This is a genomic window from Corynebacterium sp. MSK041, from assembly GCF_030232265.1.
Lineage (GTDB): Bacteria > Actinomycetota > Actinomycetes > Mycobacteriales > Mycobacteriaceae > Corynebacterium.
In genome coordinates this window covers 1-26077 of sequence record NZ_JASPJK010000011.1, presented here as the reverse complement: position 1 = coordinate 26077, position 26077 = coordinate 1, and the positions used below count along the sequence as shown (strand labels likewise).

Annotated in this window: 24 protein-coding genes and 1 other RNA gene; 15 read left to right on the top strand and 10 right to left on the bottom strand. The window is 58.7% G+C overall.

Annotation, left to right across the window (positions count from 1 at the left end):
- The first annotated feature begins 26 nt into the window (after positions 1-26).
- Together QP968_RS08870 and QP968_RS08865 are read left to right on the top strand one after the other, a co-directional pair.
- Positions 27-401, top strand: a complete 375-nt coding sequence (locus QP968_RS08870; RefSeq protein ID WP_034665440.1) for an ectoine synthase — start codon at positions 27-29, stop codon at positions 399-401.
- Positions 402-403: 2 nt separating this feature from the next.
- Positions 404-1009: a cation efflux transmembrane domain-containing protein gene (locus QP968_RS08865; protein ID WP_284856044.1), complete on the top strand. Its 606-nt coding sequence runs from the start codon at positions 404-406 to the stop codon at positions 1007-1009.
- On the opposite strand, the gene QP968_RS08860 is transcribed toward QP968_RS08865, so the two are convergent.
- Both QP968_RS08860 and QP968_RS08855 read right to left on the bottom strand, forming a co-directional pair.
- A complete protein-coding gene (locus QP968_RS08860; RefSeq protein ID WP_284856043.1) occupies positions 1006-2472 on the bottom strand; it encodes a 3-oxoacid CoA-transferase subunit B in 1467 nt (488 codons plus the stop codon). The genes QP968_RS08865 and QP968_RS08860 overlap by 4 nt on opposite strands.
- 32 nt (positions 2473-2504) lie before the next feature.
- On the bottom strand, positions 2505-3905 hold the full coding sequence (locus QP968_RS08855; RefSeq protein WP_284856042.1) for a short-chain fatty acid transporter: 1401 nt from the start codon (positions 3903-3905) through the stop codon (positions 2505-2507).
- 403 nt (positions 3906-4308) lie between these two features.
- Between QP968_RS08855 and QP968_RS08850 the strand changes: the two genes are divergently transcribed.
- On the top strand, positions 4309-5568 hold the full coding sequence (locus QP968_RS08850; protein WP_284856041.1) for an HNH endonuclease signature motif containing protein: 1260 nt from the start codon (positions 4309-4311) through the stop codon (positions 5566-5568).
- On the opposite strand, the gene QP968_RS08845 is transcribed toward QP968_RS08850, so the two are convergent.
- Both QP968_RS08845 and QP968_RS08840 read right to left on the bottom strand, forming a co-directional pair.
- Complete coding sequence (locus tag QP968_RS08845; RefSeq protein WP_284856093.1) at positions 5565-6206, bottom strand: thiamine phosphate synthase; 642 nt, start codon at positions 6204-6206, stop codon at positions 5565-5567. The two genes, QP968_RS08850 and QP968_RS08845, sit on opposite strands and share 4 nt — an antisense overlap.
- On the bottom strand, positions 6190-7377 hold the full coding sequence (locus QP968_RS08840) for a DUF418 domain-containing protein (protein WP_284856040.1): 1188 nt from the start codon (positions 7375-7377) through the stop codon (positions 6190-6192). Before QP968_RS08840 ends, QP968_RS08845 begins: the two co-directional genes overlap by 17 nt.
- Positions 7378-7474: 97 nt before the next feature.
- On the opposite strand from QP968_RS08840, the gene QP968_RS08835 reads away from it, so the two are divergent.
- The gene (locus tag QP968_RS08835) at positions 7475-8296 is read left to right on the top strand and encodes a S1 family peptidase (RefSeq protein ID WP_284856039.1); all 822 of its coding nucleotides are present in this window, start codon (positions 7475-7477) and stop codon (positions 8294-8296) included.
- Here QP968_RS08835 and hisN read toward each other — a convergent pair.
- Entirely contained in the window at positions 8283-9071 is a 789-nt protein-coding gene (gene hisN / locus QP968_RS08830; protein ID WP_284856038.1) for a histidinol-phosphatase, read from the bottom strand. The genes QP968_RS08835 and hisN overlap by 14 nt on opposite strands.
- Positions 9064-9879, bottom strand: a complete 816-nt coding sequence (locus QP968_RS08825) for an inositol monophosphatase family protein (protein WP_502870931.1) — start codon at positions 9877-9879, stop codon at positions 9064-9066. The genes hisN and QP968_RS08825 overlap by 8 nt, the downstream gene beginning before the upstream one ends.
- A gap of 38 nt (positions 9880-9917) precedes the next feature.
- On the opposite strand from QP968_RS08825, the gene prfB reads away from it, so the two are divergent.
- The gene (prfB, locus tag QP968_RS08820) at positions 9918-11015 is read left to right on the top strand and encodes a peptide chain release factor 2 (RefSeq protein ID WP_284856037.1); all 1098 of its coding nucleotides are present in this window, start codon (positions 9918-9920) and stop codon (positions 11013-11015) included.
- Here the strand turns inward: prfB and QP968_RS08815 are convergent.
- From QP968_RS08815 to QP968_RS08800, 4 genes are all read right to left on the bottom strand, one after another.
- Positions 11012-12301: a helix-turn-helix domain-containing protein gene (locus tag QP968_RS08815; RefSeq protein ID WP_284856036.1), complete on the bottom strand. Its 1290-nt coding sequence runs from the start codon at positions 12299-12301 to the stop codon at positions 11012-11014. The genes prfB and QP968_RS08815 overlap by 4 nt on opposite strands.
- Before the next feature lie 11 nt (positions 12302-12312).
- Complete coding sequence (locus QP968_RS08810) at positions 12313-13728, bottom strand: phytoene desaturase family protein (protein ID WP_284856091.1); 1416 nt, start codon at positions 13726-13728, stop codon at positions 12313-12315.
- 64 nt (positions 13729-13792) lie between these two features.
- Positions 13793-15622 carry a DUF3556 domain-containing protein gene (locus QP968_RS08805; protein ID WP_284856035.1) on the bottom strand — a complete coding sequence of 610 codons (1830 nt, stop codon included), beginning with the start codon at positions 15620-15622 and terminating at the stop codon, positions 13793-13795.
- A 305-nt stretch (positions 15623-15927) separates the two neighbouring features.
- Positions 15928-17424, bottom strand: a complete 1497-nt coding sequence (locus tag QP968_RS08800; protein ID WP_284856034.1) for a class I adenylate-forming enzyme family protein — start codon at positions 17422-17424, stop codon at positions 15928-15930.
- A gap of 160 nt (positions 17425-17584) precedes the next feature.
- Between QP968_RS08800 and ftsE the strand changes: the two genes are divergently transcribed.
- From ftsE to QP968_RS08750, 10 genes are all read left to right on the top strand, one after another.
- Complete coding sequence (gene ftsE / locus QP968_RS08795) at positions 17585-18277, top strand: cell division ATP-binding protein FtsE (protein ID WP_284856033.1); 693 nt, start codon at positions 17585-17587, stop codon at positions 18275-18277.
- Positions 18278-18289: 12 nt separating this feature from the next.
- Positions 18290-19192 carry a permease-like cell division protein FtsX gene (gene ftsX / locus QP968_RS08790; RefSeq protein WP_284856032.1) on the top strand — a complete coding sequence of 301 codons (903 nt, stop codon included), beginning with the start codon at positions 18290-18292 and terminating at the stop codon, positions 19190-19192.
- Between the two features lie 3 nt (positions 19193-19195).
- Positions 19196-19684 carry an SsrA-binding protein SmpB gene (gene smpB, locus QP968_RS08785; RefSeq protein ID WP_284856031.1) on the top strand — a complete coding sequence of 163 codons (489 nt, stop codon included), beginning with the start codon at positions 19196-19198 and terminating at the stop codon, positions 19682-19684.
- A complete protein-coding gene (locus QP968_RS08780; protein ID WP_284856030.1) occupies positions 19681-20337 on the top strand; it encodes an SDR family oxidoreductase in 657 nt (218 codons plus the stop codon). Before smpB ends, QP968_RS08780 begins: the two co-directional genes overlap by 4 nt.
- 52 nt (positions 20338-20389) lie before the next feature.
- Positions 20390-20772, top strand: a transfer-messenger RNA (tmRNA) gene (gene ssrA, locus QP968_RS08775).
- 289 nt (positions 20773-21061) lie between these two features.
- Positions 21062-21943: an ABC transporter substrate-binding protein gene (locus tag QP968_RS08770; RefSeq protein WP_284856029.1), complete on the top strand. Its 882-nt coding sequence runs from the start codon at positions 21062-21064 to the stop codon at positions 21941-21943.
- Positions 21944-22018: 75 nt separating this feature from the next.
- The gene (locus QP968_RS08765) at positions 22019-23032 is read left to right on the top strand and encodes a siderophore ABC transporter substrate-binding protein (RefSeq protein ID WP_284856028.1); all 1014 of its coding nucleotides are present in this window, start codon (positions 22019-22021) and stop codon (positions 23030-23032) included.
- On the top strand, positions 23032-24003 hold the full coding sequence (locus tag QP968_RS08760; protein WP_034665403.1) for an ABC transporter permease: 972 nt from the start codon (positions 23032-23034) through the stop codon (positions 24001-24003). The genes QP968_RS08765 and QP968_RS08760 overlap by 1 nt, the downstream gene beginning before the upstream one ends.
- Positions 24000-25016: an iron chelate uptake ABC transporter family permease subunit gene (locus tag QP968_RS08755; protein ID WP_284856027.1), complete on the top strand. Its 1017-nt coding sequence runs from the start codon at positions 24000-24002 to the stop codon at positions 25014-25016. The genes QP968_RS08760 and QP968_RS08755 overlap by 4 nt, the downstream gene beginning before the upstream one ends.
- Positions 25013-25768 (top strand): iron ABC transporter ATP-binding protein, encoded by a 756-nt coding sequence (locus QP968_RS08750; RefSeq protein WP_284856026.1) that lies wholly within the window; start codon positions 25013-25015, stop codon positions 25766-25768. Before QP968_RS08755 ends, QP968_RS08750 begins: the two co-directional genes overlap by 4 nt.
- The last annotated feature ends 309 nt before the right edge of the window (positions 25769-26077 follow it).

Sequence of the window (26077 nt, the reverse complement as noted above, 5' to 3'; positions counted from 1 at the left end):
TGGAACGGGTAACTGGAAGGAGAATCATGTTCATTCGTTCCCGAGAAGATGTCGAAACTGTTGAGTGGGGTGGCGGCACCTCCGAGCGCGTGCTCACCGCGAAAGACAACATGGGCTTCGCTGTCGCGCACACCGTCGTGCGCGCCGGCACCGAGTCCAAACTGCAGTACCGCAACCACCTCGAAGCCTGCTACTGCATCGCTGGCTCCGGCGAGGTCGAGGACACCGAGGGCAACGTGTACCCGATCACCCCGGGCACGATTTACGTCCTCGACGAGCACGACGCGCACTACCTGCGTGGCGGCAAAGACGAGGACCTGATCCTCGTCTCCATCTTCAACCCGGCGATCACCGGCGATGAAAAGCACACGCTTTCAGACGACGGATTCAGCAGCTACTAGCTATGACTGAACAACGTATTCGTCGCGCCGTTCTGATCGTGGCGCTGCTGAATCTCGGCTATTTCTTCGTCGAGTTCACAGCTGCTATCGCGATCGGCTCGGCGTCTCTCTTTGCCGACTCGGCAGACTTCCTCGAAGACACCGCCATTAACCTGCTGGTTTTCTTTGCGGTGGCGTGGCCGGCTTCTAAGCGTCGCGTGGCAGGCTCCGTTCTTTCCGGCCTCATTCTTATTCCGGCTGTTGCCGCGCTGGTGACCGTAGTTCTGAAGATCATCAACCCGGAGCCGCCGTCGCCGTCGGGTCTAACTGGCATCGCGCTCGGCGCTCTCGTGGTCAATCTGATCTGCGCCGTGATCCTGTTGCGCCTGCGCAACCAGGGGTCGTCGCTAGCAACGGGTGCCTGGCTGGCTGCGCGTAACGATGCATTGGCCAACCTCCTCATCATCCTCGCTGGACTGCTCACCTTCGTGTGGGCCACCGCCTGGTTCGACATCATCGTCGCTGCGATCATCATCTTCGTGAATCTCTCCGCCGCAAAGGAAGTGTGGGAGGAATCCCGCGAGGAGCATGACTCGGTGGAGGAGGCCTTCGCGGAGATGGAGGACTAGGCAACCGTATAGCTCGCTTCGGTCGCTGCAGCGATGTCCTCCTCGGTGACTCCCGGTGCGAGCTCGACGAGGACTAGGCCTTGGTCGGTCACGTCGAAAACGCAGAGATTTGTAATGATTTTGTCTACTGCTCCCTTGGCTGTGAGTGGCAGAGCACACTCCTTCAGCACACGTGGGGCGCCGTCTTTCCTGGAAACGTGGTCCATGACGGCAATGACTTTGCGCGCTCCCTTCACCAAATCCATGGCCCCGCCCATACCGGTCATTTTCTTGCCCGGGATGCTCCAGTTGGCGATATCGCCTTTTTCAGACACTTCCAGCGCGCCAAGGATGGCGGTGTCTACATGCCCGCCACGGATCATTGCGAAGGACAGAGAAGAACTGAACGTCGCGCCCCCGGGAAGAATAGTGACAGTCTCCTTACCAGCATTGATGATGTCTGGGTCGAGCTCTTCCTCGTAAGGGAAGGGGCCCGTTTTGAGGATGCCGTTTTCGGATTGCAGGGTCACCGAGATTCCGTCTGGAATGTAGTTAGCAACCGCTGTGGGCATTCCGATGCCCAGATTGACGTATTCGCCATCCTGCAATTCAAGTGCGGCGCGTTCAGCAATCTGGAGGCGACTCCATCCTTTTTCAGGAGAGTCATTCGCTGTGCTCTTTGTGTCGTGCTCTTCTTCGTGAGACCGCACCGTTGCGCGTTCCACATACTTGTCTTCAGCCTGCTCTGGTGTCAGCGGCAGGATGCGATCAACGAAGATGCTGGGAACATCAATTTCATCGGGGTCGAGATCACCCGTTTCAACGAGGTTCTCCACTTCGACGACTGTGATCTTTCCGCATGTCGCCGCATCAGCATTGAAGTTGTTGGCCGTGCGACGGAAAACCAAGTTGCCTTCCGGATCAGCCTTCCACGCGCGGAGAAGAGAGAAATCAGTTACGACGCCCTCTTCCAGAACATAAGTCTGAGTCGTGCCCTTGAAAGTGAACTCACGTGTTTCTAACGGTTGCGACTCGCGGGCCAAGTTGCCATCGCTGCCGTAAAGCTCAGGGAGTCCACCGTCTGCGCGGGCAGTATCCACACCGGTGGCGGTATAAAAAGCCGGAATACCTGCGCCGCCAGCGCGGAGCTTTTCGGCCAGGGTGCCTTGGGGGATGAGATCTACTTCGATCTCGCCGTTGAAATACTGGCGTTCAAATTCTTTGTTGAATCCAAAATAGGAACCACAGAACTTCTTCACTTGTTTAGCTTGGAACAACAGTGACAAGCCGAGGTGCTGATCATCAATCATCGTGCCCGGATTGTTCGAGTACACGGTGAGATCTCTGAGTTCTGTTTGAACGATATTCCTGAGTAGGATTAGCGGATTACCGCAAATACCGAAACCACCAACAGCAAGTGTCATGCCGTTAGAGAGACCGGCTAGGGCTTCTTCTGCGTTCTGAACGATTTTCGAGTGAGACATTACAGCTCCAATACGGGTTGAAGTAGCAGGGTTTACACGGTGTATCCGACGATGAGCATCATGATTGCCATTGGGATTCCGGCAGCAACAAGTGTTGCTGTGGTGTAGCCCAGGACATCACGAATCTTCATGCCGGCGACAGCGAGCATTGGCAATGCCCAAAATGGCTGGATCATGTTTGTCCACTGGTCGCCGTAAGCAATCGCCATGACAACCATTTCGGGTGAGGCGCCCATTTGCTGGGCGGCATCCAACAGGATGGGCCCTTGGACAGCGAGCTGGCCACCGCCTGATGGCACGAAGAAATTCACGATTCCGGCGGAAATGAAGCCGAGGACGCCCAGCGTTTCCGGGGTAGCAACGGCAACAATGGAGTTGGACAAGATTGCCGCAAGACCCGTCGAGGTCATGATGCCCATAATGCCTGCATAGAGAGGGAACTGGAGCAGGATGTCGCCGACGTTCGAAGCCGCTTCCTTAGTTAGCTGGCCAAGCTCGTGGGGGCTGCGGACCAAGAGGAAGATGAGGGTAAGGAACGTCCAGTTGACGATGTTGAGAGTAACGCTGCCACCATTAATGAAGTGCAGCACGAGATAGGTCACAAGTGCCAGGCCAACGACTAGTGTGAGGATCCGCGAGGCGTCGACACGGTCTGCCATCGTATCCTTCGGCGCAGCGACATCTTCTGCATCGACGAGCTGGGCTACCGTCTCGTCCTTAATTAGATGAGAGACTTGCACTTCTCGTGGTGCGAGGATGAAAAGGACAAGTGCGACACACGCAAGAGTAAAAACGATGGTGACCAGGTTCCACCATGCGAAAAGCGTGTCGGACAAGGGGATGGTGTGGCCGAGCTGCTCAGCAATGAAAGACCCTTCCGTTGCTGCAGTGAGCTGTGAAGAGCCCGAGTAGCCCATGTGCCACACAACCATGGATGAGTATGCGGAGGCAATGAGCATGGGGAAACTGATTCGCTCGCCACGCTGGTGGAATTGAACGGCCACATTCTTGGCCAGAATGGCGCCCAGAATCAGTCCAAGACCCCAGGAAAAGAGCATGGCCATAGCGGTAATGCCAAAGATGAATAGGTACGCGGAAAGCGGATTCTTGGGAACCGTGGCAAGTTTGCTCAGCAAAGTGCGCACCGCTTTGGTGCCAGCGAGGATCGACCCCAGGAGGAGCACGAGGGCCATTTGCGTCATGAACTCCAGCAGGCCGGAAAGCCCGTCGCCCCAACCAAGAGCAATGTCAGCTGGACCAGCATCGGTGAAGAGGAGCGCCATGATTGCCACTACAGCGGTGAGCGCAATCGCAAAGGTAAGGGCAGAAGGCGTGTACTCCTCAATTAGTCGATTGATTGGTCGCATGGCTCGGGCGAAGAATGGGTCACGCGGTGGCTTTTGTGACTCGCGCTGGTCGATAGCTGTTGCCATGTGATTCCTCCGTTCATCAGAGCTAGATAGTGGGACAGGTCACATTATGCCGAAAAAATGGTGCCTTCGAGTGGGTTTGAGGGAAAAACTATAAATAAAAATGGCTTACCCCATAATCTTTATGAGTTTGGGCGGGTTCCCGCGGGAGGCCATCTATTGGGCCTATAAAACCCCAGGGAGTCCGCAATGCGGACTCTTTTTCTTAGGTTAGTTTCGAATAAGTGCTCGATGCGTTTTGTGGCGCGTTTGAAGCCTACGTTTTGGTATGAACGCAAAGTCCCAGGGAGTCCGCAATGCGGACTCATTTCCTTAGGTTATGTTCGAATTGTCGTTCGAATGATGTCGCGCTCGTTTTGTATGGTGTCCCCACGACACATTTACAACGAACAAATAGGGGGACATCATGACAGCGACACTTGCGGAGCCGAACCTTCTAGCTGCGCATGTAGGCGCGAGGATCATTGATACGTATGCCACGATGATGCGTTCTAAGGCTTCGCTCCTGGCGCAGATCGCGGAGTTTGATTACCTCGGGTTAGCCCAAGAGCTCGGGGCAACGAGCACGAGCGCGTGGTTGATCCGAAGATTGGGGATCTCTCATTCCACAGCCTACGAATACGTGGCGGTCGCCCGCCAGCTAGAGAGTTTCCCGTACCTCAAGCTGATGTTTGGGGAAGGCAAGCTGAGCTATTCCGCAGTGCGCCTTCTACTCAAATATCTCGCCCCAGATAATGAGGTTGAACTGGTCAATCGCGCGATAGAGCTCGGCTATCACGGGCTGGAGCACGCGCTCGCCGGCAAGCCGAAAACGGGTGCGGGCGAGGACTATCCGGAGCATTACCTCCGCATGAGCCAGGACGAGAACGGCGACGTGAACGTGTGGGGCAAGCTCAACGCCGTCGACGGGGAAGCGCTGGCAGCAGCTCTCAAGATCGGTCACCTCGCGTTTTGTGCGGGGGAAGAAGAGCTCGCGGAGCTTAACGACGATGCCAGCATCGACAACCTTTACAACCAGAAAATCGACGAGGAGAAGCAGCTAGCGAAGCGGGACAAGTCCAGTTTCGGGCTCCCCACCGGGCGGGCGATGCTCTACGCGCTCATGGGCATGGTGAATATTGTGCGCACAAACCCGAAGAACGCGCTGCGTGCACCGGCTGCGCAGGTGAATGTGATGATGACGGTGAGCGGCGAGGCCTACCTGCCCAACAATGCTGGTGCACCATCCACGGCACTAGCGAACATCGTGTCCAACGCGATGATGAAGCTGAACATCGTGGACAAACACGGGCTGGTGCTCAACGTCGGCCGAGGTGCGCGTCTGGCCACGGACAAGCAGGTGAAGGCGTTGATGGCGATGTGGGGAGGCCAGTGCGCAATGCCGGGTTGTATCCATCGGCGCTTCATGGAAATCCACCACATACGGGAGTGGGCAGATGGCGGAATGACAAACCTGGATAACCTCTTGCCGCTGTGCTCTGGCTGCCACTCACTTGTCACGGACGGTTATGTGAGGATCCAGCGGGACCGCCACAATATCGTCTTCGATTTCCGGGATGGCGCCCGGTACGTCTCCTATGACTTCGCTCTGCCGGTCAGGGATGACGATTATGTGTGCCTGCCAATCGCGGAGGACGGAGGTGATTCAGACTCGTTCGCCGACTAGCGGAAGTTCTGCAGTACCTGCTCAACATAGGCGCGTGGGTCCGCAGCGTTCATGATGCCGCGGACGATCGCAACACCGTCCACGCCCGTGCCAGCCAGGTCAGCGACATCATCCACGGTGACATCACCGATAGCCACGACGGGCAGCTTGGAGGCGGCGACGAGCTCGGGGTAGCCAGCAAGCCCCAATGGTTCGCGGCCGGAATCCTTGGTCGGCGTGGCACGGAAGGGGCCGGCCCCGATGTAGTCGATGACATCGGCGTACTGGTTCGCATCCTCAACGAGTGAAAGCGTGCCCGTGGTCAGCCCGATGATCGCATCAGGGCCCAGCAGCTCCCGTGCCACGCGCGGGTCCAGGTCATCTTGGCCGATGTGGACACCGGCGACGCCGTGGGGTTGGAGGGCGAGGGCGATGTCGACGCGATCGTCGATAAGCACGTGCGTGGAGGGGTTGACTGACCGAACAGCGGTGACCACAGCGAGGCCCAGGTCGTAGAGCGCGCGGGCACTGATGGGTTTGCTGCGCACCTGGATCATGCCGGCGCCGCCGAGAGCGGCTTGGCGGGCGGTCGCCACGATCTGCTCGTGCGAGCCGTGGCCGGTGATGAAGTAACAGCGCAGATCAAGCATGAGCAACAGTGTAGGGCTCCAGACGGCCAGTCTTGCCGTACGAGAGGTGGCGGTGCGCCCACTCGAAGGGCCCCTGAGTGTTGGTGATCTCGAGGATGGTGGCCAACACCAGAGTGACAGCCCAGATACCGGTGGCGATGAGGAGCTTCATGGCAACGCCGTCTTCGAGGCCCAACCCGAGACCGAAGGGCATGACCGTGACGATAAAGAGGAGGGACTGCATGATGTAGCCGGACATGGAACGCTTGCCCAGTGCGACGAAGGGGTAAAACACCACGGGGACCTTGTTGTGCAGGCGCTGGGTGGCTAACGCGAGCATGGCCAGGATGCCGGGACCGGTGATCATGCCCAAACCCTGGTTGAGGGCAATGAAGATGGCTTCAACGCGCCCGCTGAACACGCCGATGGAGGCCAGGCCCAAGGGGATGCCAATGAGAAGGATGACGGCCACGGTCAAGGCGGACCAGACGAGCAGGGTGCGGTGGTGTGCGTTGACGTCAGCTAGCACGCCTTCGCGAGCCCAGATGAAACCGATGAGCATCACGCCGAGGAGGAAACCGTTAGCCATCACCGCATTGATGAGCATGATGAAGCCCCAGGTGGCGTTATCGATGAAGTAGTCAGCGGGAGTGGTGAAGTTGTCTGTTGTATCTAGCGGAAGCATCAGGTCCTGACCGAATGCAGCGCCAACGGCGCCGAGGAAGGCCATGAAGATGGAGAATCCAATGAAGCAGTAGGCAATGATCCGCAAGATTTTTGTGCGCACGGCGATGAGCAGGCCCAGAACCATGCCGCACAGACCGTAGGAGACCATGATGTCACCGTTGAAGATGAAGAACATGTGCACAAGGCCGAAGAGAGCCAGGATGCCGTAGCGTTTCACCAACACGAGTCGGGCCTGCTTGGCCGGGTAGTTCTTCCGCGACAGGCTCATGGTGATCAGGCCGACACCGAAGCCAAGCAGCGTGGAGAACATGGGTAGGCCACGCACGTGGACAAACATGGCGGCAAACATCGCCGCGATTTGGTCGGCCACATTGCCGGGCTGGACCCAGCCGACATATTCGCCAGTCGCGCCAGGCATGTCAGCGATGATCCAGGCAGTGGAAATATTTGCCATGGCGATGCCCAGCAATGCAAGGCCACGGGCAAGGTCAGGAACGATGAGTCGTTGATTCACCCGCACCACAGTAACAGTACTGGGGGTGGGCTCACCGGGAAAGGACAAGAGGTGTGACAAGATTAGTGCGAAATTACCAGGCAGGAAGGGGCCGAGGATGAAACGTGCCGGAAGAATTGTGGCGGCAGCGCTGCTGCTCAGCATGGTGCCCGCGGTGGCCAATGCGCAGGTGGATCCGAACTACCACTGGAAGACGGACCCGGTGTCCAAGGTGATGGCGGGCAAGCCGTTTGCGGACCGGGTGCTCAACCGTGTGCCGGGGTCGTTCTTTGACGCCAACCCAGTAAACCCCGCGGCCCGCGCGGCGGTGGGCAGGGGCACATCGCTATACGGGCCCGGCACGCCGATTTACGTGGGACAGTTCGGCATGTGCACCGTCACTGCAGCTGGCTGGGATGCGGCCGGCAGGAAGATCGCGCTGACGGCCGGCCACTGCGGCAACGTGGGGGAGCTGGTGGCCGCGGCGGATTCGCTGGAGGCTGGCTACTCGGGCCGCATCGTGCGCAAGAATGGCGCGCTGGACTACGCCGTGATTGAGCTTGGCCCCAATGCGGAAGTGACGGGCAGCTACAACGGCACGACGATCCGCTCGCTCGGTGGCTGGGCTAAGACCGGTGACACGCTGTGCAAGAACGGCTATGCCACGGGCGTGACCTGTGGTGTGACCTGGGCATCTGAGCCTGCCCGCCACATCACGCAGGTCTGTGCGATGGAAGGGGATTCCGGTGCGCCGGTGTATGCGGGGGGCCGGCTGGTCGGCATGATCAACGGCGGGATTCTGCCGCAACAGGTCAACCTGTCCTGCCACACGCCGTTGCAGGGTGGCTTCCACGCGCCGACGGTGTCGCGCAACATCGACGCGGTGATGCGGGACCTCAACGCCACGCCGGGGCCGGGCCAGGGCTTTAGGCTCGCGTAAGGCGGGCGCGGACGTCCTCGTGAAGCGGGCCGTTCGTGGCAAGGGCATCGCCGCCGTGCGGGCCGTCCTCACCAGCCAAGGAAGTGAAACGACCGCCGGCCTCCGTCACCAGGATGGCCAGCGGTGCCAGGTCCCACAGGGAGACTTCCGGCTCCGCAGCAATATCCACAGCACCTTCCGCGACCAGGCAATACGAGAAGAAATCGCCGTAGCCGCGCAGACGCCATGTCGCATCCGTCAGCGCGATGAGATTCTCACGCAAGCCGCGATCGTGCCATCCGCTTAACGACGAAATCGCCAACGACGCATCCTCCACCCGGTCCACCCCGGACACGGACAACTTCCGCACAGCACCGTCGCCGAACGTGCGCCAAGCACCGCTTCCTTCGCTGGCGTACCAGCGGCGGGCAAGGGCGGGGGCGCTGATGACGCCTACGACCGGTTTGCCGTCTTCCAGCAGCGCGATCAGGGTGGCCCACACAGGAACGCCACGAACGAAGTTCTTGGTGCCATCGATCGGGTCAATGACCCACTGGCGGCCGGAGAAGGTGACGTTGCCGCCGTATTCCTCGCCGAGGACGGCATCGGCGGGGCGGGCGTCCTCCAAGCGACTGCGCAGGGCAGCCTCAACGGCGAGGTCCGCGTCCGTCACCGGAGTCATATCCGGCTTTGAGTCCACGGAGAGATCCGTGGACTCAAAGCGGTCAAGGGTGATGCCGTCAGCGATATCCGCCAGTTCAAGGGCGAGTGCCAGATCGTCGGAGTAGTTAGACATGGCTCTCAAGTTTAGCCAGAACATCGGCCACCAGCTGGGGATTGCCGGCAACACTCCAGGTCACTCCACCCGCGGTGATCTGCTCGGCGCGTCCGCCGACTGCCTCCACCAGTGCTTTTCCGGGCAGCCAGTCCCAGGCGGGCACGGAATGTTGGAGCCACCCGCCCACGCCACCGCTGGCCACGGTGGCCAAGTCGATGGAACCAGCACCAAACATGCGCACCGTGGCGGCACTGTTGACAGCTTGAAGCCAGGAATCGCGGATGGCAGCGTTGTTCATATCGCGCGGGTGCAGGTAGGTAGCCAGCGCGAGGGCTTGCAGCGGGGCAGACTCCAAAGCGGGCAAGGGAGTGCCGTTGATAGAAGCAGCGAGGCCATCAGCCACCCACGTGGTGTCCAAGGCTGGGCGGGTCACGGCGCTGGCCAGGATTCGCTCCGGTTCAGTAGGATCGCCTTCCACCAACGCCAGTGCGGAACAGAAGTAATCAGACCCACACGAGAAGTTATAGGTGCCATCCACCGGGTCAATCACCCAGGTGCGGCCGCTGCTGGATTCTTTGGCAGCGCCTTCCTCACCTAGCAAGCCGTCCTCGGGGCGTAGGGCTGCTAACGCCTCCACAACGAACTGCTCAGCGGCAGTATCCGCCTGCGTCACCACATCAGACACGGAGGTTTTCTGGGCGGTCTCCAGTCCCTCAGCGCGCATGCGCAGGGCAAGCTGGCCGGCGGTGCGGGTGAGGGCGGCGGCGAGGTGGGGGTCGTCGATAAGCAAATGCTCTTCGATGAAAGAGGAGGTCAATGTGCTCATGGCTGCCATTATGGCGGTGTCCACTAGACTTCGCACCTATGCAGCCCGAGACTTCCGCACGCATTGACTCCTTGAACTCCACGCTGACCACGATTGAGAAGGTCATGGACCTCGAGGAGATGGAATCACGCGCGCGCGAACTCGAAGACCAAGCCGCCGACCCGAGCTTGTGGGACGACCCGGATCACGCGCAGAAAATCACCACCGAACTCTCCGCTGTGCAGGCACGATTGCGGAAGGTGCGTGATCTGCGCCAGCGTATCGACGACCTCCCGGTCATGTACGAACTCGCCGAAGAAGAAGGCGACGCATCGCTTGCGGACGATGAACTGGAGCAGCTCTCTGCCGCCATCGACAGCCTGGAAGTGACCACCATGCTTTCGGGCGAATACGACGAGCGCGAGGCCGTGGTGCACATCCGCTCCGGCGCGGGTGGCGTGGATGCGGCTGATTGGGCGGAGATGCTCATGCGCATGTACACGCGCTGGGCGGACAAGCACGGGCACAAGGTCGATCTCTACGACATTTCTTATGCCGAGGAAGCAGGCATTAAATCCGCGACCTTCGTCGTCCATGGCGATTACATGTACGGCCAGCTTTCCGTCGAACAGGGCGCACACCGCCTCGTGCGTATCTCTCCCTTTGATAACCAGGGGCGCCGCCAAACATCCTTCGCTGAGGTGGAGGTCCTGCCGGTGGTGGAGCAAGTGGACCACATTGACATCCCGGACTCCGATATCCGCGTTGACGTGTACCGCTCCTCCGGCCCCGGCGGCCAGTCGGTGAACACCACCGACTCCGCCGTGCGCATCACGCACATCCCCACCGGCATCGTGGTGACCTGCCAGAACGAGAAATCCCAAATCCAGAACAAGGCCTCCGCACTCAACGTCCTGCAGTCCAAACTGCTGGAAAAGAAGCGCCAAGAAGAGAAGGCCGAAATGGATGCGCTCGGCGCCGGTGGCAACGCCAGCTGGGGTAACCAGATGCGCTCCTATGTTCTGCACCCGTACCAAATGGTCAAAGACCTACGCACGAACTACGAGGTCAACGACCCGCAGAAGGTGCTCGACGGGGACCTGGACGGATTCCTCGAGGCCGGGATTCGCTGGCGGATGGCGAAGCAGCAGGGCTAGGCATAGAGAGACGACCACAGTACGGATTCTCCGTACCAGTACGTCAGATCGAGTGCGAGTTGGATATCTGAGGAGCGCAAAGAGTCGCGGTCCAAAATATCGCGGAAACGCTTGTTGCGGTATTTAACTGTGTTCGGGTGAGTGTGTAAAAGACGGGCAGCCTCGTCAGTCCCGTGAAGCAGGAACATCCGGGCGCTTTGCCGGAGAATTGCACTGTTCGGATCGCGCAGAGCCAACTCGCCAAGCGTGAGTCGGACGAAATTAGACGCGACATCTACTTGCTCGACAAAGGCAGCGGCGACCGTCGCGCCGGGCACGGTGTAATCGATCACTTGCGGGACACTACATGCGGCTTTGAGTGCGAGCTGCTGGAATCGCAGCGCGTGGGAATGTGAATAAGCGAAACCGCTCACCCCAGAGGCAGAAGGGCCGAATGCGAGCTTAGTGTCTTCCGGCAAGATATCTGAAAGCTGTCCCAATGGGTTTGCCCACGTCGGTGCGACTCCTTGGGCTGGGTTCTTGACCCATAACCACATTTCGCCTGGGCGAGGAAAGACAATCAATGGATCTAGCTTGGATCCGAGGAAACGGGCAATGCGTTGGGCAAGCTCCACCGATGTTTTGGCCGGAAGCGTTTCCTGTGGATCAGTCCATAGCACGCCGGCGATATGTCGCCCGTTTAGAGAGTAGTTCTCCACCTCGCCATCTGACGGCGCAGACTCAGGGGCAGTGAGGATCGAGCTGACCATTTCCAGTGTCGCAGTATTGCCAGGGAGCGAGAGAAGCTCCAACTCTTCGTTATAAAGCTCCACCACTTTTCCCTGCACGATGAGCAGGAATTCGTGGCACAGATGCATCGCTTCTTCGAGCAGCTCGAAGTGGTCAGTTACCGAGGACGCAGACTCTTGCTCGGCAAACTGTTCTTGGATCATCACCAAGACCGCTCGCTCAATCGAGTTTTGGCCTTGGTGGTACGCAAGAGTGAGGGTGGTGACCGAATAGCCGTGGCGTGCGCATGACCGTGCAAATCGGACGACCCCTTCAGGTAGAGGAATGTGGTGAACAGCCTCCAGCTCAAGCTTGCCTTGCAGCAGCAGTACTAGGTTAGAGATATTGGCATGGACGCTGGCGTAGAGGTCTGCGTGGAGCGCCGGGGAAATATCGACGAAGATCGTGTCTTCGATGTATTGCGTGACAGTAGAAATGAGCTCCTCGACGTTTTCGGAAACCCGCTGGCTGAGGAGCTTAAACTGCTCGCTCTCCAACCGCTGTGATGAGTTGACCACCGATGTCCGCCTTAACCTTGATTGCTCTTGATTGCTCGGGTTGCAGCCTGCCAGCCACTCATACCGTGAACACCAGCACCAGGAGGAGTCGACGCAGAGCAGAGATAGACACCATCAATTCCAGTGAAGTAAGGGTCCATAGAGAGGATTGGCCGGGCGAGCAACTGAATCATGTCCGAGGCCCCACCGATGATGTCCCCACCGATGTAGTTAGCGTTGTAACCCTCGACTTCCTGAGTTGAATAGCTGACCGAATCGACGATGGTGTCGCGGAAACCTGGAGCGAACCGCTCGATGTGTTCGATGATCGCCTGGGTTGCATCACCGGCATACCCTGCGGGGACGTGGGCGTAGGCCCAAAGAGGGTGGTACTCACCGTCACTACGAGTTGTATCGGCTAGATACTGCTGACCGACGAGAACGAACGGGCGGTCAGACAACCCTCCCGCGGTGGCTGCTTTCTCTGCTCGCGCAACCTCAGCAGCGGTGCCTCCAACGTGTACTGTGCCCGCTTTACGGGCTTCCGAGTTGGTCCATGGGACATCACCGCGGATGACAAAGTCGACCTTGAATGCACCCATTCCATGGCGATAGTTGCGGTAAGCCCGCTTCTGGCGTGCAGGGAGGGCATCTCCGCAGATCTCCAGAGCAATGGAAGGGCTGACGTCGAGCATGACTGCGTTCACATCCCCGAGCTCCTTAAGTGAGTTCACCTTGTGGTCACACACAACGCGACCACCGTGGGCTTCCAGCTCGGCGACCATAGCTGCAGCAATAGCCCCGCTTCCGCCTTCAGCAACCGGCCAACCCGCTTTATGAGCCGCTGCCGTGAGCAACGTACCCACCGCGGAGCTCATAGGGGTGTCCAAGCGGGTCAAGATATGGGCAGCCACACCCATGTAGAGCGCTTGTGCTTCATCGGACCTCCATCTCTTTGCCGACAGTACTGCCGGCAATGCAGAATTCAGACCGAAGTAGGCGAACGGTAGCGGGTGCCTCGGAATATCAATAATCGGGCCGAAAACAGAAGTGGCGATTTTGTCAAAGCTTTTCGCCATGGGGCCGAAGGTAGCCTTCCATAGTTTTCCGTCTGCTCCCATGCGGTTAGCAGTCCGATCAATGTCTTTGTACAGTACTCCAGCACGACCGCCATCGAGTGGGTGAGCGAGGTCGACTTCTGGGTAGGCGAAGGCCAGGCCGTGCTTGGAAAGATCAGTGTCCCGAAAGAAGGGGCTGACTACTGACATTGGGTGTACAGCGGAGCACATGTCATGAATAACACCGGTACGGAGGTCGTCGTTGCTGCGCATGCCACCGCCAGGAGTAGGAGCCGACTCGTAGACCGTCACGTCGTATCCACTCTTAGCGAGAGTGATTCCCGCAGCGAGCCCGTTCGGTCCGCTACCGACAACTGCTGCTTTCATGATTGTGCTCCTCACGATAAATAGGGTTCCCCCACGTCGCCGGTGGCGTATGGGGGAGAGTGGTTATTTAGCTCTGCGGAACGACCGGTTCTTGTGCGTCCCGAGTGTAGAGTGCGATGCGCTCGTGCAGGAACTTGCGGCCTTCGAACTCCGCATCCGGATTAACCGGGATCGGGCCGTTTGGCAGCCATGGCTGCTCAGCGATGCAGTCCTTGACCTTCCAAGAACCGGTCTCCAGTACACCGAGTGCCATGTCGTAGACCATGTAACGCTGTGTTTTCTTGTGAATCGGCTGGGACTCAACGAAAGCGACAACGCACTCGCCTGGCTCGAACTGGAGATGCTTTTGCACGGAGGGCCACATAGTTGGGCCGTGGAAGTGGCCTTCGCCGAAGTTCCATCCAAGCAGCCACGCGGACATGTATTCACCTTCGCGCAGGTGATAGCCGTCAATATTCGAGCCGAGCTCACGCTTGAGCACGGAGAGAAGGCCGCGTCCCTGGGAGTGCATGGCGCGCCAGGAGAGCACCTTGTCCATGAGCTTGAACTTGGCCTCTTCACCAAAGCCGGCCTTGATGATCTCCTCCGGTGGCGGGATGGCGCCGGGGTAGTCTTTGTACATCTTCTCGATTCCTTCCGGAGAGAAAGCCCACACCGTGCATGCCCAGTTTCCTGCGTACTGGCGCATGCTGATCAGGAAGGAGATCCATTCTGGCTTGAGGTTGCCCACGACAGGGCCGACCAGAACACAGAAGAAAATGAATGCGCCTGCGCCTACGCTGCTGATGTCTCCGATGCCGAAGCCTTCCCACGCCGGGAATCCGAAGAAGATGAATACGGTCAGCAGGATGTAGTGGATATTCCACTCGAGAGGTACAGCGATCGGCATCGACAAGACGATGACGACGTGCATGCCGATGATCACGAAGGCGGCGATGCCTGCTGCCACGGCGTTGCCGGACAGGAGAAGGACCAGCGGACAAATGAGCTCGACCACGGTGCCCAGTCCGTGCGCCATAGCGAGGGACAACTTGGAAGGCTGCAGATCATGTGGATGCTTGCGGAAGAACAACCGGCTGATGCGCTTGCTGAGCATGTACGGAGCGTTGGCCATCATGACCGGAACGACGTACTCGAAGTGGCGACCGAACTTGGAAACACCAGCGCCCATCCAGACGAGGATGATGATCATCTTCACACCAATGATGTAATCGTGCGGGTTGAGAACAACGGCGAAGAGCAGCGCCAAGAAGTACTGATCATTGCGCATCCCCAGGAAGAGATGCTGGCAGCGGTAGCCGATTGCCAAGATCAGCAGGATCGGAACAAGAAAACACCAGTTTGGCAACATTCCACCCTCTGCGCCCGGAATGTAGTCCGCGACGTAGTTATGGTTAGTCGGAGGGAACACGATCGCGACAATCAGAGAAGCGATCAGTGTGTAGTAGAGCACCACATCCAGGAGCGAGCGGGTGTCTCCGCCTTGACCTGGCAAGCGGCCAGCGAAAGGAGGGCGCTTGATTACGCCGACCTTGGACCAATACTTGTTGGCCCCAAACTTCGGTACATAGTGGAATCCCGCCGGTCCAGAGCTAGCTCCTAGGCCACAAAGCTCCCAAAGGATCGCGAACATCAGGAACTTTTGGTAGACGATCGGCTCAGCCCACCAGTTGCTGACATTGAGGGGATTGCCCACTCCCGCGAATAAGGTAGAGACTGCCAAACCGATAAGGACGTAGGCAGTGCACTTGACGAGATAGAAGATCGTTGCGTTCCTCGGCGAGCCGAGACCGATCTCTGCGAGGCTCGCACTCGAGATTCGCAGACGTTCGGTCAGGCTTAGTTTCTTGTATTCCTCATACGGTGTGTCGATGAGGTCGGGTGTAGACCAGGCCACCAGTCTCTCCTTTCGATTGCTTCTGTCCAAGATCCTGTTGTGAACCTGGGCACTCGCCCCGGTCTTCCACATATGAGAATTGTTTGTGTGACGTGGATTACAGGATTGAGGCATTACCGTAGGGTTGCTGCGATATTGGTGGCAATGTTTGTTTGGCTAAAGAAATCAGCGGTTTTTGTGCCGGGGGTACAAAAGCTAGCTTCAATGTGCTGAAACAGAAGCGAGAGAATTGCATTGAATGCAACGACACGGTGGCAGGACACTCGTATGGAGTGTTCTCTGCCACCGTGTTCGGCTGAAGTTTTCTAGTCGCCTTGCTTGAGGAAGTGTTCCTTGGCCATCTCCCGAAGTTGAGGTTTATCCACCTTGCCCACCGGATTGCGCGGCAGATCCTGGAGCGCGGTGATGTGTACTGGCCACTTGACCTTGGCCAGCTGCGGGCGGATGTGGTCTAGCAGGGCCTCAGGGTCGACTGAGTCTGGGTTTGCGTTGGAGACGTACGCCACGGGGACTTCGCCGAGTACCTCATGGGGGAGACCCACCACTGCGGATTCAACAACCGCCTCGTGTGTATTCAGGGCGGCCTCGATTTCAGACGGGTAGAGGTTTTCTCCGCCACGGATGATCATGTCTTTGATGCGGTCAACGAGGAAGAGGAAGCCGTTCTCATCCAAGTAGCCCACATCGCCCGTGTGCAGCCAGCCATCGACGATTGTCTTAGCGGTTTCTTCCGGCCGGTTGAGGTAGCCCACCATGACGTTGGGCCCCTTGATAACAACCTCGCCGGATTCGCCGGTGGGGAGGAACCCGCCCTTGCCGTCAGAGATCCGCACCTCCTGTCCGGGGAGTGCGCGGCCGACGGTGCCGGACGGTGGGGTGTCCTCCAGTCGCACGGCAGTAGAGCCGACGGTTCCTTCGGTGAGGCCGTAGGCGCCCCGGATCTTTACACCGTATTTCTTCTCAAAGGCCTCGATCAGTTGGATCGAGGCGGGTGCAGCACCGCATACGGCGAACGTGACGCTGGAGAAGTCGGCGCCGGCATCGTCGGGAAGCTGGAGCAGGTAGGCAAAGATGGCGGGCACCGCGGAGAAATACGTGGGACGGTGTTGCGCCACGGCTTGGACGAAAGCGACTGGTTCGAAGCGCTCCAGGATGGTCACGCGACCCCCACGACTAAACGGGGCGAGGAAGCTGACCAGAATCGCATTGCAATGGAACAGTGGGAGGGGCATGAGCGCGTGGAAGCTGCTGTCCATGCCAAAGCCCTCGCAAATGCTACTGGTCATCGCATCCAGGTTGTTGTGGCTGAGCAATACACCTTTTGGACGGCCCGTTGAGCCGGAGGTGTAAATGATCAGGGCAATGTCCTCGCCCGTCGGTGGTTCAGGCAGATCGGTGGCGGGAGCATCAGTAACAAGGTCTTTGAGCGCGAGCACTGTCGCGCCGGGGAAGTAGTCCTCCGGGCTGCGGGCAGCGAACTCATCAGTGGTGACCACGAGCTTCACATGCGCGTCCTGGATCTGATAGGCGGACTCGGGTACGGCGAAGGTGGGGTTCATCGGGGTGACGGATGCGCGAATGCGCCATGCAGCACACATGGTGGTCAGGAGCTCAATGCGGTTGGGCAGGAACGTGGCAACGACGTCGCCGGGCTTAACGCCTGCGCGGATAAGCTGCTGGGCGAGTGCCTCTACTTCGGCGAGGAACCCTGCACTGTCTAGCTCGCGTTGTGGGTCGGTGATGCGCGTGCCGGTGATGGTGGCGTGAAGCGGGTGCCAGGGTTGGTACGTGAAAGCGGTCAAGGGTCCCTCCTTTTGTGTAGCCACTATAGAGCCTTAATGTGACGCGGGTAACAGGTTTGGGATTGATCTTAGGGGTCTCGCGTTGAGCGCGCATGACTCTTTGTTTACATTTGCCCCTTCTGTTTCATTGGTTGCTTACGTAACGGGTAAGGTGGCTGGGGTGATCACCTTTTCTCATGTAACTAAGACATATCCGACGTCAACGCGTCCGGCTTTGGATGATGTGTCGCTGACCATTGAAAACGGCGAATTCGTCTTCCTTATTGGGCCGTCTGGGTCGGGCAAATCCTCGTTTTTGCAGTTGATGATCCGTGAGGAAAACGTGACGAGCGGCGATATTTACTTCAACGACTTCCATGTGAATGAGTTGAAGGGCAAGGAAGTGAACAAGCTCCGCCAGTCCATCGGCTACGTGTTCCAGGATTTCCGTCTGCTGCCCAAACTCAGCGTGTATGACAATGTGGCGTTTGCCCTGGAAGTGATTGGGAAGCCGAAGTCCAAGATCAACAAACTCGTGCCGGAAGCACTGGAGATCGTGGGCTTGGATGCGAAGGCGAACCGCATGCCCAATGAGCTCTCCGGTGGTGAGCAGCAGCGTGTTGCTGTTGCTCGTGCCTTCGTGGACCGTCCGCCGCTGTTGCTTGCGGACGAGCCGACGGGCAACCTTGATCCCTCCACCGCAGACGACATCATGGCGCTGCTCGCCCGCATCAACCGCATGGGCACCACAGTGGTGATGTCCACCCACAATGCCCGCGCCGTCAATGACATGCGCAAGCGCGTGATTGAGCTGCACCTGGGCAAGCTCGTCCGCGATGACCACAACGGCGTTTACGGCGTCCACGGAAGCTAGGGGAGCATAACTATGAACTGGAATTTCATTTTCCGCGAAGGATTCCGTGGTCTCGGACGCAACTTGACCATGACTATCGCGCTGATCATCACCACCACGTTGTCCCTGGCACTCGTCGGTGCGGGCATTTTGATTTCCCAGGTGACGAGCGAGACCAAGGCGCTGTACCTGGACCGCGTCGAAGTGATGGTGGAGCTGGATGAGGAGATTTCGGCGTCGGACAAAGACTGCACGTCGAAAAGCTGTGCCGAAATCCGCGACGCGCTGCAAGCCGATGACCGCGTGGAATCGGTGACCTTTCGCAACCGCGAGCAGTCCTACGAGCGTTTCGCCGAGCTGTTCCGCGAGTCCGACCCGGTGCTGGTGCAGGAGACGTCCCGCGATTCCATGCCGGCGGCACTGCACGTGCGTCTGGCGGATCCGACGGATACCGCGCCGATTGAGAAGATCCGTGACAAGCCACAGGTCACCTTCATCGCGGACCAAGCGAGCGACGTCCGCGGCGTGGCTGATTCCATGGATTCCTTCCGCAACGCGACCTTCATTGTGGCTGCGACCCAGGCGCTGGCGGCGATCTTCCTCATCTCCAACATGGTGCAGCTGGCGGCCTACAACCGCCGCGAGGAAATTTCGATTATGCGCATGGTGGGCGCCACCCGCTGGTTCACCCAGGCGCCGTTCATTCTGGAGGCAGTGGCCTCCGTGTTCATCGGTGCTGTGGTGGCCACGCTCGGCGTGTGGCTCACCAAGTCCCAGCTGGTCGACCCGATGCTTGGCACGGTGTATGAGAACCTGCTCGTGGCCAAGCTGCCAGATTCCGCGGTGTGGACTGTCATGCCACTGGTGGGCCTGGCTGCCCTGGTGGTGTCCGGGCTGGTTGCGCAAGTGGCGCTGCGCTCCTACGTTCGTAAGTAACTTATGGCTAAGAAGAAGAAAAACCCCGGCGCAGGCGTGATCGCCGCAAACCGCAAGGCGCGGCACGATTACACGATCCTGGATACCTATGAGACCGGGATCGTCCTCCAGGGCACGGAGATCAAGTCCCTGCGCGATGGCAAGGCCTCACTCGTTGAGGCCTACGCAACTATCGACGACGGCGAGGTCTGGCTCCGCAACCTCCACATCCCCGAATACTCGATGGGCTCGTGGACGAACCACTCGCCGCGCCGTACCCGTAAGCTGCTCATGCACCGCCGCGAAATCGCCTCGCTTGAAGGCAAGATCCGCGACGGCAACAAGACCCTCGTGCCGCTCAAGCTCTACCTCAAGGACGGTTTAGCCAAGGTCGAACTGGGGCTTGCCCAAGGTAAACAGGACTACGACAAGCGCCAAGCCATCAAGCGCCGCACGGAAGACCGTGAAATTGCGCGCGATCTTGGCCGGAAATTCAAGGGGATCAAGGCATGAAAAAGGCACTCATCACCGGCGCAACCCGCGGAATTGGCCGCGCGATCGCGGAAGAGTTGGGCAAGGATCACCACGTGATTGCGGGGGCGTCGCAGGATGCGGCGGGGGTCGTCGAAAAGCTGCCCAGCGCCGAGCCTTTCGAGGTTGATCTGCGCGATCCCGCCGCGATCCGTGCGGCCGCGCGTGGCATCGAGGAGCTAGATGTCCTTGTGCTCAATGCGGGTGTGCTGCACAAGGGGCCTTTCGAGGAGCTTGACGACGACATCTGGCGCGAAACCCTCGACCTCAACCTCCTTGCCCCGGTCATTCTGACCCGCGAGCTGCTGCCAGCGCTGCGCCGCTCGAATGGTTTGATCATCGCGATTAACTCTGGTGCCGGATTCCATGGCGTGCCTGAGCACACCGCGTACTGCGCGTCGAAGTTCGCGCTGAAGGGCTTCACTGACTCCCTGGCGCTGGAAGAGAAGGGCGCTGTGCGTGTCACCTCCATCCACCCGGGACGCACGGATACGGACATGTTGGCTGGTCCGCAGTTCGGCGACCGCCCGAAGATGGACGCCACCAACGTCGCGCGCGCCGTCCGCCTCGCCGTCGATGCTGGCCCCGGCGCAACCGTCGAATTCCTGCGCGTTGCCCCATCCGGCCTGGCGTAGTAACCTTGATCTTCCTGCACGGTATTCTTACCGCGCAGGACGTCTAAATCAAGGGGATGACTTGGTTTCGACTTCGCTGACCAATCCAGGGGAAGCGTGCCGGTGCAGGCTGGAGACCACCGACTGAAGCGTCGCAGCACTTCATAAACGCAGAGAAGAACTCTCAGCGTGACTACGCCCTCGCTGCCTAAGTAGCGACCGCGTGTCTGTCAGGCCGGGCCTGCTCCCGCCCCGGACCCTGGCATCGACTAGGGAGCTTGCCCTCTCACCGTGTCAGTGAGGTGCTTGGAGGGGACTTCTTTCACTGACTGGGCCCATCATCCGGACATGTTCGTCTGATCCGGAGGGTCAAGCAGAGATCCTGTGCGAACTGCGCACGGAGAAGCCCTGGTGCAGTGGCGAAGGACCCGGGTTCAATTCCCGGCATCTCCACTTAGTGGGATTTCCCCGGCTCATGTGGCCGGGGTTTTTCCATGTCTGGCCTAGCTTCAGCCGTAGAACCCGAACCCTAGAACCCGAACCTCGCATGAAAAGGGCCAACTTTCGGGTTCTAAGGTTCGGGGTTTAGCGTGTTCCGCAATGAGGCCACCCGTGATGGCCAAGAGGCAAGGCGCTTTGTTAAGGAAAACCGCCCCCTCAAGTGAGTAGCCCGGGGGAGAAAGCCTCGGTTACCTATGTGCTAAGACATTAGGGTGACCGCGCCGATTCGTGCGCTTGGAATTAGGTGAAAGAAGGCTCCCCGGTGCAGATGATCTGGCGCAAGAGGTTGGTCTGTGTCGCGCTGTGCGCGGTGAGTTTGCCGGTGATGAGCGCGTGCGGTGAGGCGGGGGAAGCGGAGGCAGCGGGAGAGCAGACAATAGCCAAGCCGCGCTGGCTGGGCGGCACGGTGGAGATCACCGACAACACGGGGACGAAGACGGTGCCGTTCCAGCCGAAAAAAGTCGTAGCCTTAGACTCCGGGATCGCCGTACTGTTGGAGAACCTGGGGGTGGACGCGGATTATGGGTCGACGCCGGAGGAGGTCGCGCGGCTGGAACCTGACCTGGTGGTGATCGGCGCGAAGACGTCCCACTCGCCGGCCGATTTCGGCGAGCTAGCGGTGGTAGATCTTGCCCCGCGGAAGGAGCAGCCGCTGGATTGGGAAGTGGTGCGCCAGGCGCAGGTGCTGGGGAAGATCTTCGGTAGGGAAGAAGAAGCCAAGCAGCTTGACGACGACTTCTCGGCCGCCCTCAAACGCGCCCGTAACGCTGCGAAGAAAAGCTGGACAGCCGCAGCGGTTCAGGTCGTGGACGGCAAAATCTTGCCTTTAGACAAGGATGGCGGAAAGCTCTTCGGTCCAGTGATGGAGATGGTGGGACTTGAACCGGTGACGTTGGCGGACAAGCCGGATGTGATCTTGGTCAGTGAGCCGTCGCCGCTGCACAGCGCAGAGAGCTACCAGTCGACGATCAGGCAGCTGGATAAGGACCCCAAGATGAAGGATGTGCCAGCGGTGAAGAAGGGCAATGTCTACATCGCGCCGTATTCCACGCCGCCACAAGGGACGCTATCTGCGTACACGCTGATGTTCAACGAGTTAGCTAACCACTGGTCGGCGATTTATTAGGGCGGGTGTTGACTCTCAGTGGCCATATGGTAGGTTAGGCAACGCTTACCAAACTTTTGATGGACAAGGAGTATCATGTCCCGTAAATCCTGGCTCGCAGGCCGCCGTCCGGTGCGCGCTGCTGTTGCCCTTTTCGCCGCTGCTTCGCTCACCCTCGTTGGCTGTGCACAGACCGACAACAACACAGCGCAGGAGACCACGGCTGCAGCTGAAGCCAAGACAGTCACCATTGAGGACAATGAGGGCACCAAGGAGGTTCCGGTAAACCCGACGTCCGTCGTCGCGCTGGATAACCGCAGCTTCGAAATCCTGGATGAGTGGGGCGTGAAGCCGGTTGCGGCTGCTCGTGCACTCGTGCCGGAGACCATTCCGGGAATTGCGGATGATGAGGACATCGTGGACATCGGCAACCACCGCGAGCCGAACCTGGAGGCCATCGTCGCAGCTGACCCGCAGGTGATCGTTTCTGGCCAGCGCTTCACCAAGTACAACGAGGAGATTGAGAAGCTCGTTCCGGACGCAGTTCTCGTGGACTTGGAGCCGCGCAAGGATCAGCCACTGGATGAGGAGTTCCTCCGTCAGGTCAACGCGCTGGGCAAGATCTTTGACAAGGAGGAAGATGCCAAGAAGATGGCCGATGACTTCAGCAAGGCTCTTGAGCGCGCCCGCGAGGCATACAACAAGGACTGGAAGGTCATGGCGGTAAACGTCTCCGGTGGTGAGATCGGCTACGTTGCACCGAAGGTTGGCCGTACGTGGGGCCCGCTGTTTGACATGCTGGGTCTGACTCCGGCGCTCGAGGTTGCAAATGCCAGCGATGACCACAAGGGTGATGATATTTCGGTGGAGGCTATCGCTGAGGCTAATCCGGACTGGATGCTCGTCCTTGACCGTGATGCCGCGATCCGCACCGAGGATTCCGCGCCGGCGAAGCAGGTTCTGGATGACAGTGAGGCGCTGAAGAACGTGACCGCCATCAAGGAGGGCCACATCTACATCGCTCCGGCAGACACGTACACTAATGAGTCGATCATTACGTACACCGAGATTCTCAATGCTCTCGCAGATCAGTGGGAGGCTGCCGCTTAGTGCCGCATCGCTTATCGACGACCCGCCCGCGGCTTCTTGATACGAAGCTGCTGGCGGGTATCGCCGTTGTCGGAGCATTGCTCGCAGTGTCCTTGATGGTGGGGCAGTACGACATCCTGGGCAGCGAAGAAGGAACTGAAATGTTCTGGATCACGCGCGTGCCACGCACCATCGCGCTGGTGTTGTCCGGCATGGCCATGGCTATGAGTGGCATGGTGATGCAGCTGCTCACTCAGAACAAATTCGTGGAACCCACCACCACCGGCACGACTGAATGGGCGGGCCTTGGCCTGCTGGTGGCGCTGTACTTCATTCCTAATTCATCGCTAACCGTGCGCATGATCGTGGCAGTGATCTTTGCCTTCATAGGAACAATGGTCTTCTTCCTCTTCTTGAGGAAGGTGACTCTGAAGTCTTCCCTGGTGGTGCCCATCATCGGCATCATGCTGGGTGCTGTGATTAGTTCCATTTCTACGTTCTTTGCCATGAAGACGGATATGCTCCAGTCGCTCGGCATTTGGTTTGCGGGCTCGTACACCTCGATCATCCGTGGGCAGTATGAAGTGCTGTGGACCGTGGGCATCGTGGTGGTGGCGGTGTTCATCTTTGCGGACCGGCTCACTATCGCCGGCCTGGGTAAAGACATTGCCGTGAACGTTGGCCTGAACTATGAGCGCATCGTGCTGCTCGGTGTCGGTCTTGTTGCCATTGCCTCCGGTGTGGTCACCGTGGTCGTGGGCATGCTGCCCTTCCTGGGGCTCATCGTGCCCAACCTCGTCTCCATGGTGCGCGGGGATGACCTACGCTCAAACCTTCCATGGGTGTGCCTCGTTGGCGTTGCCGTGGTGACCATCTGCGACATCATCGGTCGCACCATTATCGCCCCGTTTGAAATGCCAGTGTCGGTGATTCTTGGCATCGTCGGCGCGTTCGTTTTTGTGGCCCTGATTGCGAAGAAGGTGCGCGCATGATGGAGGTAAAAGGTGGAAGGAATGTGGGGGCGTTCCAGACGTCGACAAGCAAAAAGCGCTATTGGGTGATCCTTGCGGTGCTCGCTGTGATTGCTGCGGCGAGTGCGTGGGGCCTGCTGGCGTACCAGAATCCGATGGAATTTGGCACACGCGGCTACTGGCTGATTGCTGAAAGGCGCGCGAACTCTGTGCTGGTTATGGCGCTGGTTGCGCTGTGTCAAGGCATGGCTACGGTGGCGTTTCACACGGTGACCGGCAACCGCATCATCACACCCTCCATCATGGGATTTGAAGCGCTCTATGTGGCTATTCACACATCGACCGTGTACTTCTTTGGCGCGGCCGGGCTGATTAATGCGCGCACGCTGGACATGTTCATCCTCCAGCTGGTCATCATGGTGGGCTTCACGCTGCTGCTGTACTCGTGGCTGCTGACCGGTGAGAACAACATGCACGCGATGCTGCTCATCGGCGTGGTGATCGGTGGGGGACTAGCTAGCCTTTCGACGTTCATGCAGCGCATGCTCGCGCCGAGCGAATTCGACGTGCTGACAGCGCGCCTTTTCGGTTCCGTGAATAACGCCGACCCGGAGTATTTTCCCCTCGCTATTCCTCTCGCGCTGGGCGCTGCGCTGTTGCTCTACGTGCATTCGCGGACGCTCAATGTTCTCGCGCTCGGCCGTGAACCGGCCGTGAACCTGGGTGTCAACCACCGCGCGCATGCGATCTACGTGCTCGTACTGGTGAGCGTGCTCATGGCTATTTCCACGGCCCTCGTCGGGCCCATGACTTTTCTCGGATTCCTGGTGGCCACTTTGGCTTACCAGTTCGCCGACACCTACGATCACCGTTATATCTTCCCGATGGCCACCCTGATTGGATTCGTTGTGCTCACCGGGTCCTATTTCGTGATGAACCACATTTTCTACGCTCAAGGCATCGTGTCCATCATCATCGAGTTGGTGGGTGGTCTTGTCTTCCTTGCCGTCATTCTGAGAAAGGGGACGCTGTGATCAAGCTGTCATCTATCGCCAAGGAGTACGGCCAAGAAGTCTCCATCGGCCCCATTGATCTGGAGATCCCCGCCGGTGGCATGACCGCTCTCATCGGCCCTAACGGTGCTGGTAAGTCCACGCTGCTGACCATCATTGGGCGCTTGCTTGCCCAGGACTCCGGTTCCGTTAGTATTGGCGGCCGCGATATTTCCTCCATGAAAGGCAAGGACCTAGCCAAGGAGCTCTCCATCCTGCGCCAGGAGAACAACTTTGTTACCAAGCTAACCGTGCGACAGCTGGTCGGCTTTGGCCGTTACCCCTACAGCAAGGGGCGTTTGACTGAAGAAGATGAAGAGATCATCTCCCGCTACATCGACTTCCTCGGTCTCACCGGACTCGAGGGCCGCTACCTCGATCAGCTCTCCGGTGGTCAACGTCAGCGCGCGTACGTCGCAATGGTCCTCGCACAAGAAACCGACTATGTGCTTCTCGACGAGCCCCTCAACAACCTAGACATCTCCCACTCCGTGGACATGATGCGCCACCTTCACGATGCTGCCGAGAAGATGGGTCGCACCGTCATCGTTGTCCTGCACGACATCAACTTTGCTGCCCGCTACGCCGACTACATCTGTGCTGTCAAAGACGGCAAGATCGTCGAGTTTGGTACCCCTGAGCAGGTTGTTCGCGCCGATATCTTGACCGAGATCTTTGGCACCGACATCGACGTGATCACCACATCCCGTGGGCCTATTGCTGCGTATTTCTAAGCAATCACCGTTTGGCCATTTGTGTGTTTGAACTGGTGCTTTTGGCCGAGTTTGCATTCTTGAAACGAATGAGGCTATTGTATGAATCCGTCCTACAGACGGTTACCGCAAGGTAAACGGGACGTAAGGACAAAAATAAAACGATATTGCGAGTGAATTGACACAGTGTGTTGATCTCCAGTAATGTCGAACAAGCCGCTTCAAACGGAGCCGATACGGTTTCGCGGAGAGCGTGCGTGTGTTGTGTGAGAACTCGATAGTGTGCCAATGATTTTTTGTTTGGTTGGTTTGTGACTGTTTGCTCCGTTT